We start from the raw sequence: 15377 nt of genomic DNA on the forward strand, positions 1-15377 counted from the left end.
CTCTCGACAGCATAACCTAACGATTGTTTCAGCTGTTCGTCCAACCCCCGCCTAGCGCCATGAAGATCGCGATCTGATCGAGCGTGAGTTGCGCCTTCGCCGAAGCGCTCGTGACCTCCGCGCTCGCATAGCTGCGCTGCGCGTCGAGCAGCGAGAGGAAGTCGCCCCGACCATAACGGAACAGCTTGTTCGCCTGATCGGCCGACAGCGACGCGGCGCTGCTCGCGCGGGCCAGCGCATCGGCGCGTTCGGCATCGCGGCGATAGGTTTCGAGCGCGGTTTCGGTCTGGCGCAGCGCCTCCAGCACCGTGCCGTCGAACCCAGCGAGATCGGCCTGTACCTGCGCATCGGCCTGCGCGATCCGGGCGCGGACGACCGAGCGGTTGGGGAAGGACCAGCTGAGCAGCGGGCCGAGGCTGAAGCCGAACGATGTGCCGCTGCCGATGTCCTTCACCGGCCCGTTCAGCCCCAGCGATCCGCCGATGCTGATCTGCGGATAGAGATCGGCGGTCGCGACGCCGACACGCGCTGTATCGGCGGCGATGCTGCGCTCGGCCTGGCGGATGTCGGGGCGGCGGCGGATCAAAGCGGCGCCGTCGCCGACCGGGATCGGGCGATCGAGCGCGGGCAGCGCGGCGCAGGTCGCGATGTCGGCCGGATAATCGGCGGGGGCGTGGCCGAGCAGAGTCGCGAGAAGGTAGAGCGCGGTCTGCCGCTGGCCTTCGAAGGCGGGGAGGGCGGCTTCGCTCGCATCGACCGCCGCCTCGGCGCGGCTCACGTCGAACGCGGTGCCGCGCCCGTTGGCGGCGAGGCGACGGGTCGCGTCGAGCGTATCGCGCTGGAGGGCCACGACATGCCGGTTGATGCCCAGCAGATAGTTGGCTGCGCAGACCTGTGTGTAGGCCCGCGCGGTCGCGGCGGCGACGCTGACGCGGACATAGTCGCGCGCCGCCTCGGTCGCCTCGACATCGGCGTTGCTCGCCTCGATCGCGCGCTTGATCCGGCCGTTGAGGTCGAGCGGGTAGGATGCGCTCAGCCCCAGATTGTCGGCGACGGTGCCCGGCAGCGGCTGGCCGGTGCCCGATGCGCGCGCCAGCGTCGCGCTCGCGCTGACCGAGGTCGATATCGTGCGTCCCGCCTGCGCCTCGCGCAGCACGGCTTCGGCGCGCGCGATATTGGCGTCGGCGACGCGCAGATCGGTGTTCGCCGCCAGCGCCTGTTCGACGAGCGCATCGAGCTTCGGATCGGCATAGAGCCGCCACCAGCGATCGGGCAGCGGCGCGGCGCCGTCGACACCCGCACCTGCCGCCGAATGGAAAGCTCCCGTGGCGGCGGGCGTCGTTGCCACCGAATGGGTCGGCGCTTGATAATTGGGGCCAGCGGTCGCGCAGGCGGCGAGGCTCAGCGCCAGTAGCGGCGCGAAAAGCGGCTTAGCCATGACGCGCCTCCTTCGCCGGCTCGACCGTCACCGTCGCCGTTCGCCCCGCGATCAGGCGCACGTCAGCGGGCACATGATCGAGCCGCACGCGCACCGGAATACGCTGCGCCAGCCGCACCCACGAGAAGGTCGGCTCGACCGAGGGGAGCAGATTGCCGCTGTCGGTGCGGCTGGTGTCGTTGATGCCATAAGCGATGCTTTCGACATGGCCGGTGACATCGCTCGCCTCGCCCATCAGCCGCACATGCACCGGGGCGCCGATGCGGATCAGCGGCAGCTTGGTCTCCTCGAAATAGCCTTCGACGCGCAGCGAATCCCGGTCGATCACCGCCATCGCCTGCTGCCCGGCCGCGACATAATCGCCGGGGTGGAGATCGAGATTGGTGACGACGCCGTTGACCGATGCGGTGATGCGCGTGCGCTTCAGGTTGAGCGCGGCGGCGTCGCGCGCGCTGATCGCCTGTGCGAGTGCGGCTTCGGCGGTGGCGACGGCGGCGAGATTCTGTTCGTGGCTTTCGGTGGCGACCAGATCGCCCAGCGCCAGATCGCGCTTCGCGGTGCGCCGCGCCTGGCCCAGCGTCGCCCGCGCGCTCGCCACCTGCGCCTCGGCCTGGCGCAGCGCCAGCGCATAGCGGGGCGTGTCGATCACGAACAACGGATCGCCCGCCTTCACCGCCTGATTGTCACGCACCGAAACCGATGTGACGAGCCCGCCGATATCGGGCGTCACCCGCACCACATCGGCGCGCACCCGCCCGTCGCGCGTCCACGGGCTGCGCTCATAATGGGTCCACATCCACACCGCGACGAAGAGGGCGGCGATGACGATGGCGATCGTGGCGGCGCTGCGCGTCAGCAGGGCGGCAAGGCGGTTCATAGCGAATATCCGAAGGAGGGGGCGAGGATGCTGAGCAGGCCGAGGATCAGCACGAACAGGCTGAGATCGACGAGCGCGCGATAGGCGACGAAACGATAGAGGCCGAAGGCGCCGATCAGGCGCGTGACGACGAAGGCGCCCCCCAACGCGATCATCGCGAGGACGAGCAGGGTCGGCACGAACACCCCGTCGAACGAGACTTCCCCGGTCATGCGGCGATCCTTTGATAAGCGGGGGCATCGGGAAACAGGTTGCGGCGCAAGCTGACGAGCGCCAGCGTTCCGTCGCGCCGCGTGGCGGGGGTGACATGGTTCGCCATCAGGTCCATCGCGCCATCGATATCGCGCAGCAATGTCGGGTCGGCCGGTTCGGGAGCGGCGGGGTCGAGCCGGCGATAATGATCGCCGACATCGGCCAGAACCCGCGTCAGCGGCGCGGACTGCGCGGCGGACAGGCCGAGACGCAACTGGCGCAACTCGCCGATCGCGATGCCGGTGCGCAGATCGCGCAGCGCATCATAGAGCGGGGCGCCGCCATCCTTGCCGATCGCGGCCAGGCGCGGGGCGAGCAGGCCGATCCGATCGAGCATGCGGTTGATCCAGCCGCGCAGGTCGGGCGCGGACATCAGATTGGCGCGCGCCGCGATATCGGCCCAGCCGGCGCGGATCGTGCGGCGGATCGCGCGCTCGGCCCCCGCCGACTGGAGCAGGCCGACCATCACGATCGCGAACCAGATGCCGACAAGCTGCGCGATCGATCCATTGGCGAAGATCGCGAATTCGTTGACGTATCGCGCCTCGATCAAAGCGGGGCTGCCCAGCCCCATCATCGCCGGAAGCGCGATCCCGCCATAACGCGGTGATGCCATGAAGGCGCCGCCGATGAGCAAGGCGGGCGCGAGTGCCGCCGCCAGCATCGGAAATCCGTCGAGGCGCGGCAGGATCGCATAGCCGTAGATCGCGCCGACGACGGAGGCGATCAGCGTGCCGATCCAGAACGCCTTGAGCGGCGCGGCCGGATTTTCGAACGCCGAGAACAAGGCAAGGAAGACGCCGGCGAGCATCACGGCGGTGCTCGCATCCTTCCATCCGCTGCCGATCCACAGGGCGCAGCCGACAAGCAGGGTGACGAAGGCGCTGAACGCCCCGCGCGCCGCGCCGGCATAATCGCGATGTAGCTCCCGATTGCGGCGCCCTTCGAGCAATTCGCCCACGCGCGGGGTGACGGGGCGGCGGCTGTGGGTGACGAGCTGATCACGCAGGTCGCGACAATCGCGATGCACCTCGACGAGCGCGGCGAGGCGGGCAAGCAGGCTCAGCCGCAGCATCTCGCGCCACGCCATGTCGGGGCCGGCATCGGGCTCGAGCGCGCGGCACCGGGCGATCAGGCCGGCGGCGATGGCGGTGCGCGTGTCGCGATCGTCGCCCGGCGCGGTAAGCCAGGCGCGAACATCGTCGAGCAGGGCGGCGACCTCGGGCGAGGCTTCGCCGCCTTCACGCCGCACATTGTCCAGCCGGTCCTGCACCGCTGCGCCGAGCGGCAGCAGCATCGAGAGCTGGTCCTGCAGCGCGCGCACCGTGCGGACACGCGGGGCGAGGCGGGATACGTCGAAGGGCAGGTGGATCGAAAGCTGGTGAAGCTCGGCCACGTCCAGCGCGAGGCGACGGCGTTCCTGCTCGACCTCGGGCACCGGATCGGTCGCGATCGCGTCGCGCGACCAGCGTTCGGCATCGCGCAAGATCGCCTCGACCCGCGCCAGCAGCACACCGGTGATCGATCCGGGCAGGATCAGGCCATGAACCAGGCTGGCCGAAAGGATGCCGATGCTGATTTCCTGCACGCGCAGCGACGCGACGGTGAAGATCTGCGCAGGCGCATCGACGCTGGGCAGGCCGATGATGCACGCGCTGTATCCGGCCAGGACGAACATGTAGGATTTGGGCGTGCGATCGAGCAGCGACACGAACACGCACAGCGCGAGCCAGCTTGCAAAGGCGAGCGACAGCAATTCGGGCGCGTTGACTAGCGGCGGCACCATCGCCACCGCCGCGATCGCGCCCACGAAAGTGCCGATCAGGCGGAAGATCGCCTTGGAAATCACCGCGCCCGCCAGCGGCTGCGCAACGATATAGGATGTCAGGAAGGCCCAGTAGGGTCGTTCAAGCCCGATGCTGAACGCGACGAACAGCGCCAGCATCGCCGCCACGAAACATTTGACCGAAAACAGGGCCGCCGGAAGGCCGAAACGCTCGCCCATCGATCAAACCCGCCGCTCCGCGATGCGTGTCGACAATGTGTCGATCAGCCGCAGGGTGGTTTCGATATCGGCATCGCTGATCCCGTCGAACAATATGGCGCGCTCGTCGCGCAGCCGCGCCTCGATCGTGCCCACCAGTTCGCGGCCCGCATCGGTCAGCAGGACGCGGTTGGACCTCTTGTCGTCCGGATCCTGCATCCGCACGACATGCCCGCTTTGCTGCAACTGATCGATCAGGCGGACGAGCGAGGGCTGGGTGATGCCGATCGCCTGCGCCAGATCGATCTGGCGAACGTCGGGACCAAGCCGGTCGAGCCAGATCAGGCACCACGACGTCGAATTGGACACGCCGAACTCGACCAGCAGGGCATCCGCCAGCTGCCGCCATATGCGCGTCAGCATCGGCAGGCGCTGCGCGATATCCCGTTCTTGGCTGGCTCGACTCATATTTATTAGATAGCTAACTAATCAATTTTCGTCAAGATGGCGGGTGACATTGAGTCGTTAGGGAATTGCGCGTAATCGAATGCGTGGGGGCGTATCTGGGGCGTGAATGTGGTGCGTGCAGCTTTTCTGATTTTCGCAGCGGCCTTGGTCGCAGCGCCGGCATCGGCGGCGGTGATCGTGTCGGTCGAAGGGGCGGGCGTCGCTGCGCCCACGCTCAGCGGCTACACCTTCGTGCGCGATACGCTGAACGGCAACATCAACGGCGGCGCGAACCTGGCCTTCGGCAATTCGGGCATCACCGGCACGACCAGCAGCGGCTGGATCACCAGCGCGGACGCCAACGTTTATGGCGGCGTCGGCGGCACCGGCAAATATGGCAGCGTCAGCGGCACCGCGACGATCAACCTGTCGACCAGCGTGAACTATTTCGGCCTGTGGGGCTCGGCGCTCGACGGCAACAATGCCGTCGCGCTCTACAATAACGACACCTTGCTCGGCACCTGGGCGCTGCAATCGGTGCTGCAGGGATCGCCGACCTTCAGCAACGCCTATTTCGGCAACCCCTTCGGTGGCGGCAATACGGGGGAGGCCTATGCCTTCTTCAACTTCAAGAGCGATACCGCCTTCAACCGGGTTCAGCTGATCCAGAATGGCGGCGGCGGGTTCGAGTTCGACGATCTGACCGTGGGGCAGAGCATCGTCGGCGCGGCGCCCGATCCGGCGACGTGGATGACGATGCTGACCGGCTTCGGCCTGATCGGCTGGGCGATGCGCCGGCGGCGCGCGGGCGGGCTTGCGGGAACCACTGCCGCGGCTCATTGATTGTCGATCCTCGGGAGGATCGCAGCCATGAACATTTCGGAACGCAGCGCCATCGAACGGATCGCGCGGGTGCTGGCGGGTGAGCGGATCAGCGCGAACGCGCACGGGCAGGAGGTTTCGGCGGCCCGATCGGTCGACGCCGCCTGGCCCGATTATCGTGAGGATGCGATTGCCGTCCTGCGCACGCTGCGCGAGCCCGATGCCGACATGGCCCGCGCGGGCGATCCCGCCATCTGGGAAGCGATGGTCCGCGCCGCGCTGGGCGAGAAGGTCTAAAGCGCCGCTATCGCCTGTTCGGCGGCTTCGGCCGCCGCACGCGCCGCGCGGGCGAGTTGATCGAGGAAGGTGGCGGCGCTGTCTTCGTCGGCCGCATCGGTCGCCGCCTTGATCGCGGCCCAGGGCAGGGCGTTGAGCGTCGCGAACTGCGCCACCGCCGCCGTCTCCATGTCGATCAGGGTCGCGCCCAGCGACGCGCCGATCTCCGCCGCATGGCCTGCGCTTTCGACGAACATGTCGGCGCTCGCGATCCTTGCGGGCGGCAGCGCCGCGATCGCGTGCAGTTCGAACGCCTTATAGGGGGTGAGGGCGGGCGGATCGCCGAATGGGATCGTGCCCGGATCGAAGCGGGCGAAGCGCGCCTCGGATCGCGCCCCATAATCGGTCTGCACCGCATCGACGATCCGGAAGGCGCCGCCCGGCCCCAGCCCGATCCGCGCCGCCGTGCCGATCACCAGCAGCAGGTCGACATCGTGGCGATGCGCGAGCAGGGCGGCCGCGCTGGCCGACGCGACCTTGCCGATCCCCGCGCAGGCGAGGAAGCATTGCTTGTCGCCCAGCGTCAGCGCCTCGACCGCGATCGGCCCCGCAATCGCCTCACGCGCCATCGCCGGCGCGAAGGCCGCCAGCTCGGCGGGCATGCCTGCGACGATGCCGATCCGCTTCATGGTTTAGAGCCGCGGAAGCGTGACGCCCTGCTGCCCCATATATTTGCCCGCGCGATCGGCATAGCTGACCTCGCACGGCTCATTGCCCTGCAGGAACAGGAACTGGCACGCGCCTTCATTGGCGTATATCTTGGCGGGCAGCGGGGTGGTGTTGGAGAATTCCAGCGTCACATGTCCCTCCCAGCCGGGCTCCAGCGGGGTGACGTTCACGATGATGCCGCAGCGCGCATAGGTCGATTTGCCCAGGCAGATCACCAGCACGTCGCGCGGCACGCGGAAATATTCGACCGTGCGGGCCAGTGCGAAGCTGTTCGGCGGGATCACGCACACGTCGGTCTTGCGATCGACGAAACTGTTCGCGGCGAAATCCTTGGGGTCCACCGTCGCGCTGTCGACATTGGTGAAAATCTTGAACTCGTCGGCCACGCGCGCGTCATAGCCATAGGAGGACAGGCCGTAGCTGATGCACCCCTCGCGCCGCTGCGCCTCGACGAACGGCTCGATCATCCCGTCCTGCTGCGCGCGCTCGCGAATCCACTTATCCGACATAATCGACATATAATGCGCGTTCCCTCTTGGATATGACTGTCCTAGCAGCCCGCTCCGGCTTTCAAAGTGCTTTGAATGCATACGATTGCGTTGTGGGATTGATGCGATAGAACCGGGTGGGAAAGGAGGCGGCTGCAATGGACTTCGAACGAAGTTTGGCAGCGGTTTCGGTGAACAGCGATGTTGCCGATGTTCTGCGCGAACTGTGCGACCTGACCGGAATGGGTTTTGCGGCGGTCGCGGGGATGACCGAGGATCGCTGGATGGCGCTCCAGGTTTATGACCGGATCGAATTCGGCCTGAATGCGGGCGACGAGCTCGATATCGCCGCGACGATCTGCAACGAAATCCGCGAAACCGGCCGCCCGATCTTTATCGACAGCGTGCGCGATGCGCCCCAATGGCGCGATCATCCTGTCCCGGCGACCTACGGCTTTCAGAGCTACGTTTCGGTTCCTTTGTTCCGGATGGATCGCAGCGTTTACGGCACGATGTTCGCGGTCGATCCGAAACCGCACGTCATCGACACGCCCGAGATTCGCAAGGCGATCGGGTTGCAGGCCGCGCGGCTGATGACCTGCCTCTACCCCGACGCGATTTAGCCGATTCCCAAATCCGCCGGCCCGAAGGCGTGGGGCAGAAGTTCGGACGCGCTGTGGCGCGCGACGGCGGAGCCATCGGCCGATCCGCAGTGGATGTCGATGTCGCGGCCACCCATTTGCGCGGCCTCGTTGATGATCTGGCGGCAGCGGCCGCAGGGATAGATCGGGGCCGACCCGCTGATCGTCCCGTCCTTGTTCAGCGCGCCGCCGATGATCCCGATCGCGACGACATCACGGAATCGGCCGCGCGCGTTGACGGTCGCCAGCGCCACCGTCTCGGCGCACAGCGACAGGCCGTAACTGGCATTTTCGAAATTGGTGCCGGTGACGATCTCGCCATCGGTCAGCAGCACCGCCGCGCCCACGCCGAAGCGCGAATAGGGCGCGTGCGCATTCTTCGCCGCCTCGCGCGCCGCATCGATCAGGACGGCGCCCGCGACCGCGCCCATGTCGACCGCCTCAGCCACGGATGTGCAGCACGCAGATCAGGGTGAACAGGCGGCGCGCGGTGTCGAAATCGACCTCGATCTTGGTCTCCAGCCGTTCCTTGAGCAGCTCGGCCGCCTGATTGTGGATGCCGCGCCGGGCCATGTCGACCGTCTCGATCTGCTGGGGTGTCGCGACCTTGATCGCCTGGAAATAGCTGTCGCAGATCGCGAAATAATCCTTGATCGGCCGACGGAAGCTGGCGAGCCCGAGGATCAGGGTTTCGAGCAGATCGCCCGTCTCCGCCGCGATATCGATCGCCAGCCGCCCTTCCTCGACGCGCAGCTTGACCTTGAACGGGCCCGCATAGCCCTGCGGATAGGCGCGCAGCGGCCGGAAGAAATTCTCTTCCTTCAGGTCGAAGATCGCAATCCGACGTTCCTGTTCGACATCGGCATTGCGCCAGATGATCGTCTTCTCGTCGAGTTCGATGTCGATGATGCGCGGGTCGGACATGCTGGAATCGAATTAGCGCGGGGCGGGCAGGTTGCCAACCATAGCGATCACTACAAAAATGCCCCTCGGTTCCGGGTGAGGCCGGGACCGAGGGGCAGGGGAGGAGACGCTTATTTCGTGATGATCGTGACGTGCGAGCTCCAGCCGGCGACCAGCGGGCGATCGGGCTTCTCGTCGAGCTGGATGCGAACCGGCACGCGCTGCGTAACCTTCACCCAGTTGCCGGTCGCATTCTGCGCGGGAAGGACCGAAAATTGCGATCCGGTGCCCGCGCCGATGCCGATCACATGGCCGGTGAAGGTGCGGCCCGGAACCGCGTCGATCTCCACTTCGGCGCGCTGGCCGATGCGGATGTCGGCCAGCTGGGTTTCCTTGAAGTTCGCGTCGATCCAGTAACCTTCGCCGGCAACGAGGTTGAGCAGCGAGAAGGACTGCATGGCCAGCGCGCCGGGCTGCAGCTTGTCGGCCTGGCTGATCACGCCGTCCATCGGCGCGCGGATTTCGGTGCGGGCCAGATCGAGCCGGGCCTTGTCGCGCTGGGCGATCGCGGCTTCGACCTGCGGATGCACGCCGTTCTTCAGCTGGGTGACGGCGCGGGCCGATTCGGCCTCCGCCTTGGTCGATGCGATGTCGGCGCGCGCGGCGGCCAACTGCGCCTTGGCGGCGTCATAGGCGGCCCGCGTGGTGAAGCCGCGGGCGAGCAGTTCCTGCTGACGGCGGAACGTATCCTGCGCCAGGGTCACGTCCGACGCGCTCTTGAGGGTATCGGCGGCCTTCGAATGATAGTTGCTCTCGGCCTGCGCGATCGACAGCTCGGCATTGCCGACGGCGGCATCGGCCTGCATCAGCGCGATGCGATAGGGTTCGGGGTCGATGCGGAACAGAAGGTCGCCCTTTTTCACGTGCTGGTTTTCCACCACGCCGACTTCGATCAGGCGCCCGCCCACTTCGGGCGCGATCGCGACGACATGGGCATTCACCTGGGCATTGTCGGTCGAAACCTTACCCAGCCCGGAAATCCACAGATAGGCGCCCGCCGCCGCCAGCAGCAGCGGCACCGACAGCATCAGCGCAAGTCGCTTCAGATTGCGCTTCGGCGCGATCTTGGGCTCCCCGACGATCACCTCGGGGGCGACTCTGCTCATCTCGTTCATGACTCAACCTTGTTCTGCGAAGGGACAGCACTGCCTTCGTCGCGCATGCTCTCTCTGATCCGGCCAAGCAGTTCGAACAGGAGGGTGGCCTCCTGCGGGCTGATAGCCGCCATATATGTCTGTTCGACCGATCGGCCGATTTCGGTGAGCCGGTCAACGATATCGCCGGCTTTCTCCGTTATGTGGAGACGCCAGACCCGGCGATCGTTCGGATCGGCGCGGCGCTCGACCAGCCCGGCATCGGCCAGCCGGTCGATCATCCGGGTCAGCGTGATCCGCTCTACCTCAAGAATATCCGCAACTTCGCTCTGCGTCGGGCCGTCCATCCGGCTGAGCAGGAACAGGGTCCGCCACTGCTGGCGAGTCACGCCGATGTCGCGCGCCTTCGCATCGAATGCATAGCGCACCCGCTGCGAAATATCGTGCATCAGCAACGCCAGGCTTGGGTTGGGATTTGCAAGCATGCTTACATTATTGATGCTCGCTATGAGCATTGCAAGATCACGACTCGACTTACCCACAGATCGATCCAAATATATTTTGCGGCGCGGCGCTTGAGGTCGGGGGCGGGGAGGCGGATAATCGCCTCATGCCCGAACCGCTTCGTATCCTGCCCGGCGCCCCTGGCGCTGAACTGCCCGAGGGCCAGACGCTCCCCCACAATGTTGAGGCGGAGGCCGCGCTGCTGGGCGCGCTGCTGATCGACAATCGTATCGCCGAAGACGTGCAGGTCCGCCTGCGCGCCGAACATTTCTACGATCCGCTCCACGGCCGCATCTACGAAGCAGCGCTTCGGATGGTCGATCGCAACATGATCGCCAATCCGGTCACGCTGAAGCCGATGTTCGATGCCGATGCCGAAATGCGCGAACGCGGCGGCCCGGCCTATCTCGCCCAACTGACGGGCAGCGGCGCGGCGTTGATCGGCGCGCGCGATTTCGCGGCGCAGGTTTATGATCTGGCGTTGCTGCGCGCCCTGATCGGTGTCGGCCGCGGCATGGTCGATCAGGCGCTCGACACGTCCGAACTGGTCGATCCCAAGGGGCAGATCGAGGCCGCCGAAGTCGCGCTCTACAAGGTCGCCGAAGAAGGCGGCGAGGAAGGCAGCGTCAAGAGTTTCGGGCAGGCGACCAAGATCGCGGTCGCGACGGCCGAACGCGCGCTCAATTCGGGCGGCCATGTTTCGGGCATCACCACCGGGCTCGACAGCGTCAACGGCAAGATCGGCGGTCTGCATCCGTCGGACTTGATCATCCTCGCCGGGCGTCCGGGCATGGGGAAGACCTCGCTCGTCACCAATATCGCCTTCAACGCGGCGATCCGGCTGATCCGCGATCGCGAAGCCGGGATCGCCGATGAAAAGTCGGTGGGCGCGGGCGTCGCTTTCTTCAGCCTCGAAATGTCGGCCGATCAGCTGGCGACGCGTATCCTGTCCGAACAATCGGGGATCAGCTCCGAAAATCTGCGCATGGGCAAGATCAGCACGCAGGAGTTTCGCGACCTTGCCCGCGCGTCGGGCGAGCTGGAGCATCTGCCGCTCTATATCGACGACACGCCGGGCCTCACGATCGCCGCGCTGCGCACCCGCGCGCGCCGATTGAAGCGGCAGCGCGGGATCGGCGTGGTCATCGTCGACTATCTTCAGCTGCTCCAGGGTTCGGGCAACAATCGCGATGGCAATCGCGTGCAGGAAATCTCGGAAATCAGCCGCGGTCTCAAGCAATTGGCGAAGGAACTGAGCGTCCCCGTGATCGCGCTTTCGCAGCTCAGCCGTGCGGTCGAGCAGCGCGAGGACAAGCGGCCGCAGCTGTCGGATCTTCGTGAATCGGGCTCGATCGAGCAGGACGCCGACATGGTCTGGTTCGTCTATCGCGACGAATATTACGTCCAGTCGCGCGAGCCCAAGCGCCCGCTGGAAGGCGACGATGCGAAGACCTGGGAAGCGCATGAGGACTGGCGCCGCGAAATGGAGCGCGCCTTCGGCATTTCCGAACTGATCATCGCCAAGCAGCGCCACGGCGCGACGGGCAAGGTGCGGCTCAAATTCGAAGCCCGCATCACCAAGTTTTCCGACCTTGCGGAAGATCAGTACGCGCCTGCTTACGACGAATGACGCACCGTCAGAAAAGGGGCTGACTCCTAAGGCGAATCATGTAACTCTATCCTGACCCAAGATCCTCACAAGCAGGGCGTGGGAGAGGAGATATGTCATGATCGTCATCGAACGCATGATCGATACCGTGTTCGGCAGCGCCGTCTGCGCCGCCCCGCTTTATCTGATCTACCAGTTCGGCGTGTATCTGCTGAGCTGACGCCGTTCGGCCCACGGGCCGCATCGCTGGGACTCCTCGCTCCGATCGCAATAGCGGCCGGAGCTATTCGCTATTCTGGCGTGCGCTGGTCTCACTTCCACCGTCACCCCGGACTTGATCCGGGGTCCAGCTTCTTCTTCTAAGCTGGTAAGGAGACGGGCGCGGCAAGGCAGCTGGACCCCGGATCAAGTCCGGGGTGACGTAAAACGGTTTTAGAAAACCGGTTCCTCGCCCGGACGGACGATCGGTTCGCCGTGGATGCCGCATTCCACCTTGTCCCACCCGCGCCAGCGGCCCGCGCGGGGGTCTTCGCCCGGCTTGACGATGCTGGTGCACGGCGCGCAGCCGATCGAGAGATAACCCTGCGCCTCCAGCGGATGGCGCGGCAGATCGTTCGCCTCGAAATAGGCGTCGAGATCGGCCTTCGACCAGTCGGCCAGCGGGTTCATCTTGATCTTGTCGCCGTCGAGTTCGAAGCGCGCGATGCCGGTGCGGGTGGCGGACTGGAAGCCCTTCCGCCCGGTGATCTGCGCATCGAAATCGCGCATCGCCTTGGCCAGCGGGATCACCTTGCGGATCTCGCAGCAGCCGTCGGGATCGTAGGACCAGCGCAAGCCGGTGCCGTCCTTCGCCTCGATCACCGCCGCTTCGGGCTCGATCACGCGCAGGCCGGTCAGCCCGATCTTCGCGGCCAGTTCGTCGCGATAGGCGATCGTTTCGGGAAACATCTTGCCGGTATCCAGGAACAGCACCGGCACGCCGGGATCGGCCTGCGCCACCAGATGCAGCAGCACCGCCGATTCCGCGCCGAAGGAGGACACGACCGCGACGCGATCGAGCAGCCCTTCGGACAGCACGGTGCGGATCATCTCGATCGTCGGCACGCCTTCAAACCGCGCGTTGAGGCGCGCGACATCGTCCGCATCGAAATGCGGTCCGCTGTCGATCCGGTCGATGGCGCGCGTGGCCATCTCAGCCATGCCGCAAGGCCCACACCGGCGGGCGCCGGTCGGCCGTCTGCTGGTAAACGATCGGGTGGAGCGCGAGCAGCTTGTCCAGCGTCTCGACGTCGATCTCGGCGTCGGCGACGAAACTGTCGAAGCCGCAGCGGCGCATCAGCGGGATCTGATCGACCAGAACGTCGCCCTGCGCGCGCAGTTCGCCGACATAGCCGGCCTCACGCAGGATCGATCCGATCGAATAGCCGCGCCCGTCGCGAAACTTGGGGAAGGCGACTTCGATCAGCGCGAGCCGATCGAGATGCGGGATCAGCGCGCGCGGATCGTCGGTCGGCTCCAGCCGCACGGCGGTCGCGTTCGATTGGCCGAGGAAGGAGTCGAGCGTGACCGCAGGCTCCTCGTGAACCGCATCGTCGCGATAGCGGAGGGACTTAACCATAGATCGCCTCCTTGAACGGCTTGTCGCCGACGCGGCGATAGGTGTCGACGAAGCGTTCGCCGCCTTCGCGCAGGGATTTATAGACGTCGACCGCCTTTTCGATCGCGTCGACGATCCCGTCCTCATTGAAGCCGGGGCCGACGATCTTGGCGAGGCTGGTGTCCGCCGCCGCCGATCCGCCGAAGGAGAGCTGGTAATTCTCCTCGCCCTTACGGTCGACGCCCAGGATGCCGATATGGCCGGCATGGTGGTGGCCGCAGGCGTTGATGCAGCCCGAGATCTTGAGCTTCAATTCGCCCAGATCGCGCTGGCGATCGAGATTTTCGAAACGCTTGGCGATCTTCTGCGCCAGCGGGATCGAACGCGCATTGGCGAGCGCGCAATAATCGAGGCCGGGGCAGGCGATGATGTCGCTGATCAGGTCGAGGTTCGGCGTCGCGAGGCCGGCGGCGTCGAGCGCCTGCCACACCGCGTAGAGATCGGCCTTCTTCACATGCGGCAGCACGATGTTCTGCGCATGCGTGACGCGCAACTCGTCGAGGCCATAGCGTTCGGCAAGATCGGCCATCACGTCGATCTGCGCCGAGCTGGCGTCGCCCGGAATGCCCTCTACGGGCTTCAGGCTGATGTTGACGATCGCATAGCCGGGCGCCTTGTGCGCCTTGACCTGCTGATCGACCCACAGAGCGAAGTCGGGGTCCGAACGATCGATCTCGTCCGACAGGCCGGTTTCGAACGCGGGCGGCGCGAACATCGCGGCGATGCGGTCGATCTCGGCCTGCGGGGCGTCGAGGCCCAACGTTTTGGTGTGGAGGAATTCCTCCTCCACCTGGCGCGCATATTCATCGCGCCCGATCTCGTGGACCAGGATCTTGATCCGCGCCTTATACAGATTGTCGCGCCGGCCATAGCGATTGTACACGCGCAGGCAGGCTTCGATGTAGCTGAGGAAATCGGCGGTCGGCAGGAAGTCGCGCACGACCGGGCCGATCATCGGGGTGCGGCCCATGCCGCCGCCCACGAACACGCGGAAGCCGATCTCACCTGCATCGTTGGTGCGGATCTGCAGGCCGATATCGTGGAGCTGGATCGCCGCGCGATCCTCCTCGGCGCCGATCACCGCGATCTTGAACTTGCGCGGCAGGAAGCTGAACTCGGGGTGGAAGGTGCTCCACTGGCGCAGCAGCTCGGCCCACGGGCGCGGATCGGCGACCTCGTCGGCCGCGGCGCCCGCATATTGATCGGACGAGATGTTGCGAATGCAATTCCCGCTCGTCTGGATCGCGTGCATCTCGACCGTCGCGAGTTCGGCGAGGATGTCGGGCGCGTCCTTCAGTTCGATCCAGTTATACTGGATGTTCTGGCGGGTCGTGAAATGCCCGTAATCCTTGTCATATTTGCGCGCGATGTGCGCGAGCATGCGCATCTGCCGGCCGCTCATCGTGCCATAGGGCACGGCGACGCGCAGCATATAAGCGTGCAGCTGCAGATAGAGGCCGTTCATCAGCCGGATCGGCTTGAACTGGTCCTCGCTCATTTCGCCCGACAGGCGGCGGTTCACCTGATCGCGAAATTCCTCGACGCGGGCGTCGACGATCGCCTGATCATATTCGTCATAACGGTACATGGGCTTGG

Annotated in this window: 18 protein-coding genes; 4 read left to right on the forward strand and 14 right to left on the reverse strand. The window is 65.9% G+C overall.

Annotated elements, in window-relative coordinates; translation table 11 throughout:
- Positions 1-28: 28 nt before the first annotated feature.
- From EOD43_RS08430 to EOD43_RS08450, 5 genes are read right to left on the reverse strand one after another with little or no spacing between them, the layout of a single operon-like run.
- Positions 29-1438 carry an efflux transporter outer membrane subunit gene (locus tag EOD43_RS08430; protein WP_127742918.1) on the reverse strand — a complete coding sequence of 470 codons (1410 nt, stop codon included), beginning with the start codon at positions 1436-1438 and terminating at the stop codon, positions 29-31.
- Positions 1431-2315 carry an efflux RND transporter periplasmic adaptor subunit gene (locus EOD43_RS08435; RefSeq protein ID WP_127742920.1) on the reverse strand — a complete coding sequence of 295 codons (885 nt, stop codon included), beginning with the start codon at positions 2313-2315 and terminating at the stop codon, positions 1431-1433. The genes EOD43_RS08430 and EOD43_RS08435 overlap by 8 nt, the downstream gene beginning before the upstream one ends.
- Complete coding sequence (locus EOD43_RS08440) at positions 2312-2527, reverse strand: DUF1656 domain-containing protein (RefSeq protein ID WP_127742922.1); 216 nt, start codon at positions 2525-2527, stop codon at positions 2312-2314. Before EOD43_RS08440 ends, EOD43_RS08435 begins: the two co-directional genes overlap by 4 nt.
- Entirely contained in the window at positions 2524-4572 is a 2049-nt protein-coding gene (locus EOD43_RS08445) for an FUSC family protein (protein ID WP_127742924.1), read from the reverse strand. Before EOD43_RS08445 ends, EOD43_RS08440 begins: the two co-directional genes overlap by 4 nt.
- Positions 4573-4575: 3 nt before the next feature.
- Complete coding sequence (locus tag EOD43_RS08450) at positions 4576-4974, reverse strand: MarR family winged helix-turn-helix transcriptional regulator (protein ID WP_240653122.1); 399 nt, start codon at positions 4972-4974, stop codon at positions 4576-4578.
- Between the two features lie 156 nt (positions 4975-5130).
- Between EOD43_RS08450 and EOD43_RS08455 the strand changes: the two genes are divergently transcribed.
- Positions 5131-5841 carry an Npun_F0296 family exosortase-dependent surface protein gene (locus EOD43_RS08455; protein ID WP_127742928.1) on the forward strand — a complete coding sequence of 237 codons (711 nt, stop codon included), beginning with the start codon at positions 5131-5133 and terminating at the stop codon, positions 5839-5841.
- A 27-nt stretch (positions 5842-5868) separates the two neighbouring features.
- On the forward strand, positions 5869-6117 hold the full coding sequence (locus EOD43_RS08460) for a hypothetical protein (protein WP_127742930.1): 249 nt from the start codon (positions 5869-5871) through the stop codon (positions 6115-6117).
- Here the strand turns inward: EOD43_RS08460 and EOD43_RS08465 are convergent.
- Together EOD43_RS08465 and dcd are read right to left on the reverse strand one after the other, a co-directional pair.
- Complete coding sequence (locus tag EOD43_RS08465; protein ID WP_127742932.1) at positions 6114-6785, reverse strand: phosphorylase family protein; 672 nt, start codon at positions 6783-6785, stop codon at positions 6114-6116. The genes EOD43_RS08460 and EOD43_RS08465 overlap by 4 nt on opposite strands.
- A gap of 3 nt (positions 6786-6788) precedes the next feature.
- A complete protein-coding gene (gene dcd / locus EOD43_RS08470) occupies positions 6789-7343 on the reverse strand; it encodes a dCTP deaminase (RefSeq protein ID WP_127742934.1) in 555 nt (184 codons plus the stop codon).
- Between the two features lie 128 nt (positions 7344-7471).
- Here dcd and EOD43_RS08475 point away from each other — a divergent pair, with 128 nt between their 5' ends.
- Complete coding sequence (locus EOD43_RS08475; protein ID WP_127742936.1) at positions 7472-7936, forward strand: GAF domain-containing protein; 465 nt, start codon at positions 7472-7474, stop codon at positions 7934-7936.
- On the opposite strand, the gene EOD43_RS08480 is transcribed toward EOD43_RS08475, so the two are convergent.
- The 4 genes from EOD43_RS08480 to EOD43_RS08495 form a co-directional block, all read right to left on the reverse strand.
- Entirely contained in the window at positions 7933-8385 is a 453-nt protein-coding gene (locus EOD43_RS08480; protein ID WP_127744680.1) for a cytidine deaminase, read from the reverse strand. The genes EOD43_RS08475 and EOD43_RS08480 overlap by 4 nt on opposite strands.
- A 10-nt stretch (positions 8386-8395) precedes the next feature.
- Complete coding sequence (locus EOD43_RS08485) at positions 8396-8878, reverse strand: UPF0262 family protein (protein ID WP_127742938.1); 483 nt, start codon at positions 8876-8878, stop codon at positions 8396-8398.
- Between the two features lie 110 nt (positions 8879-8988).
- Entirely contained in the window at positions 8989-10032 is a 1044-nt protein-coding gene (locus tag EOD43_RS08490) for an HlyD family secretion protein (protein ID WP_127742940.1), read from the reverse strand.
- The gene (locus tag EOD43_RS08495; RefSeq protein WP_240653123.1) at positions 10029-10460 is read right to left on the reverse strand and encodes a MarR family winged helix-turn-helix transcriptional regulator; all 432 of its coding nucleotides are present in this window, start codon (positions 10458-10460) and stop codon (positions 10029-10031) included. Before EOD43_RS08495 ends, EOD43_RS08490 begins: the two co-directional genes overlap by 4 nt.
- A 161-nt stretch (positions 10461-10621) precedes the next feature.
- Between EOD43_RS08495 and EOD43_RS08500 the strand changes: the two genes are divergently transcribed.
- Positions 10622-12145: a replicative DNA helicase gene (locus tag EOD43_RS08500; protein ID WP_127742944.1), complete on the forward strand. Its 1524-nt coding sequence runs from the start codon at positions 10622-10624 to the stop codon at positions 12143-12145.
- A 411-nt stretch (positions 12146-12556) separates the two neighbouring features.
- Here EOD43_RS08500 and EOD43_RS08505 read toward each other — a convergent pair whose 3' ends face one another.
- Genes EOD43_RS08505 through EOD43_RS08515 form a run of 3 tightly spaced genes read right to left on the reverse strand, consistent with a single transcriptional unit; the run spans position 12557 to position 15369 of the window.
- Positions 12557-13324, reverse strand: a complete 768-nt coding sequence (locus EOD43_RS08505; RefSeq protein WP_127742946.1) for a phosphoadenylyl-sulfate reductase — start codon at positions 13322-13324, stop codon at positions 12557-12559.
- Positions 13317-13742, reverse strand: a complete 426-nt coding sequence (locus EOD43_RS08510; protein WP_127742948.1) for a DUF934 domain-containing protein — start codon at positions 13740-13742, stop codon at positions 13317-13319. The genes EOD43_RS08505 and EOD43_RS08510 overlap by 8 nt, the downstream gene beginning before the upstream one ends.
- Complete coding sequence (locus EOD43_RS08515; protein WP_127742950.1) at positions 13735-15369, reverse strand: nitrite/sulfite reductase; 1635 nt, start codon at positions 15367-15369, stop codon at positions 13735-13737. Before EOD43_RS08515 ends, EOD43_RS08510 begins: the two co-directional genes overlap by 8 nt.
- Between the last annotated feature and the right edge of the window lie 8 nt (positions 15370-15377).

The organism is Sphingomonas crocodyli, assembly GCF_004005865.1.
Taxonomy (GTDB): domain Bacteria; phylum Pseudomonadota; class Alphaproteobacteria; order Sphingomonadales; family Sphingomonadaceae; genus Rhizorhabdus; species Rhizorhabdus crocodyli.

Bases quoted from the DNA above. Each gene is read 5' to 3' on its own strand.
- EOD43_RS08430 (WP_127742918.1), bottom strand. From the start codon at position 1,438: ATGGCTAAGCCGCTTTTCGCGCCGCTACTGGCGCTGAGCCTCGCCGCC.
- EOD43_RS08435 (WP_127742920.1), bottom strand. From the start codon at position 2,315: ATGAACCGCCTTGCCGCCCTGCTGACGCGCAGCGCCGCCACGATCGCC.
- EOD43_RS08440 (WP_127742922.1), bottom strand. From the start codon at position 2,527: ATGACCGGGGAAGTCTCGTTCGACGGGGTGTTCGTGCCGACCCTGCTC.
- EOD43_RS08445 (WP_127742924.1), bottom strand. From the start codon at position 4,572: ATGGGCGAGCGTTTCGGCCTTCCGGCGGCCCTGTTTTCGGTCAAATGT.
- EOD43_RS08450 (WP_240653122.1), bottom strand. From the start codon at position 4,974: ATGCTGACGCGCATATGGCGGCAGCTGGCGGATGCCCTGCTGGTCGAG.
- EOD43_RS08460 (WP_127742930.1), top strand. From the start codon at position 5,869: ATGAACATTTCGGAACGCAGCGCCATCGAACGGATCGCGCGGGTGCTG.
- EOD43_RS08465 (WP_127742932.1), bottom strand. From the start codon at position 6,785: ATGAAGCGGATCGGCATCGTCGCAGGCATGCCCGCCGAGCTGGCGGCC.
- dcd (WP_127742934.1), bottom strand. From the start codon at position 7,343: ATGTCGATTATGTCGGATAAGTGGATTCGCGAGCGCGCGCAGCAGGAC.
- EOD43_RS08475 (WP_127742936.1), top strand. From the start codon at position 7,472: ATGGACTTCGAACGAAGTTTGGCAGCGGTTTCGGTGAACAGCGATGTT.
- EOD43_RS08480 (WP_127744680.1), bottom strand. From the start codon at position 8,385: ATGGGCGCGGTCGCGGGCGCCGTCCTGATCGATGCGGCGCGCGAGGCG.
- EOD43_RS08485 (WP_127742938.1), bottom strand. From the start codon at position 8,878: ATGTCCGACCCGCGCATCATCGACATCGAACTCGACGAGAAGACGATC.
- EOD43_RS08490 (WP_127742940.1), bottom strand. From the start codon at position 10,032: ATGAACGAGATGAGCAGAGTCGCCCCCGAGGTGATCGTCGGGGAGCCC.
- EOD43_RS08495 (WP_240653123.1), bottom strand. From the start codon at position 10,460: ATGCACGATATTTCGCAGCGGGTGCGCTATGCATTCGATGCGAAGGCG.
- EOD43_RS08500 (WP_127742944.1), top strand. From the start codon at position 10,622: ATGCCCGAACCGCTTCGTATCCTGCCCGGCGCCCCTGGCGCTGAACTG.
- EOD43_RS08505 (WP_127742946.1), bottom strand. From the start codon at position 13,324: ATGGCTGAGATGGCCACGCGCGCCATCGACCGGATCGACAGCGGACCG.
- EOD43_RS08510 (WP_127742948.1), bottom strand. From the start codon at position 13,742: ATGGTTAAGTCCCTCCGCTATCGCGACGATGCGGTTCACGAGGAGCCT.
- EOD43_RS08515 (WP_127742950.1), bottom strand. From the start codon at position 15,369: ATGTACCGTTATGACGAATATGATCAGGCGATCGTCGACGCCCGCGTC.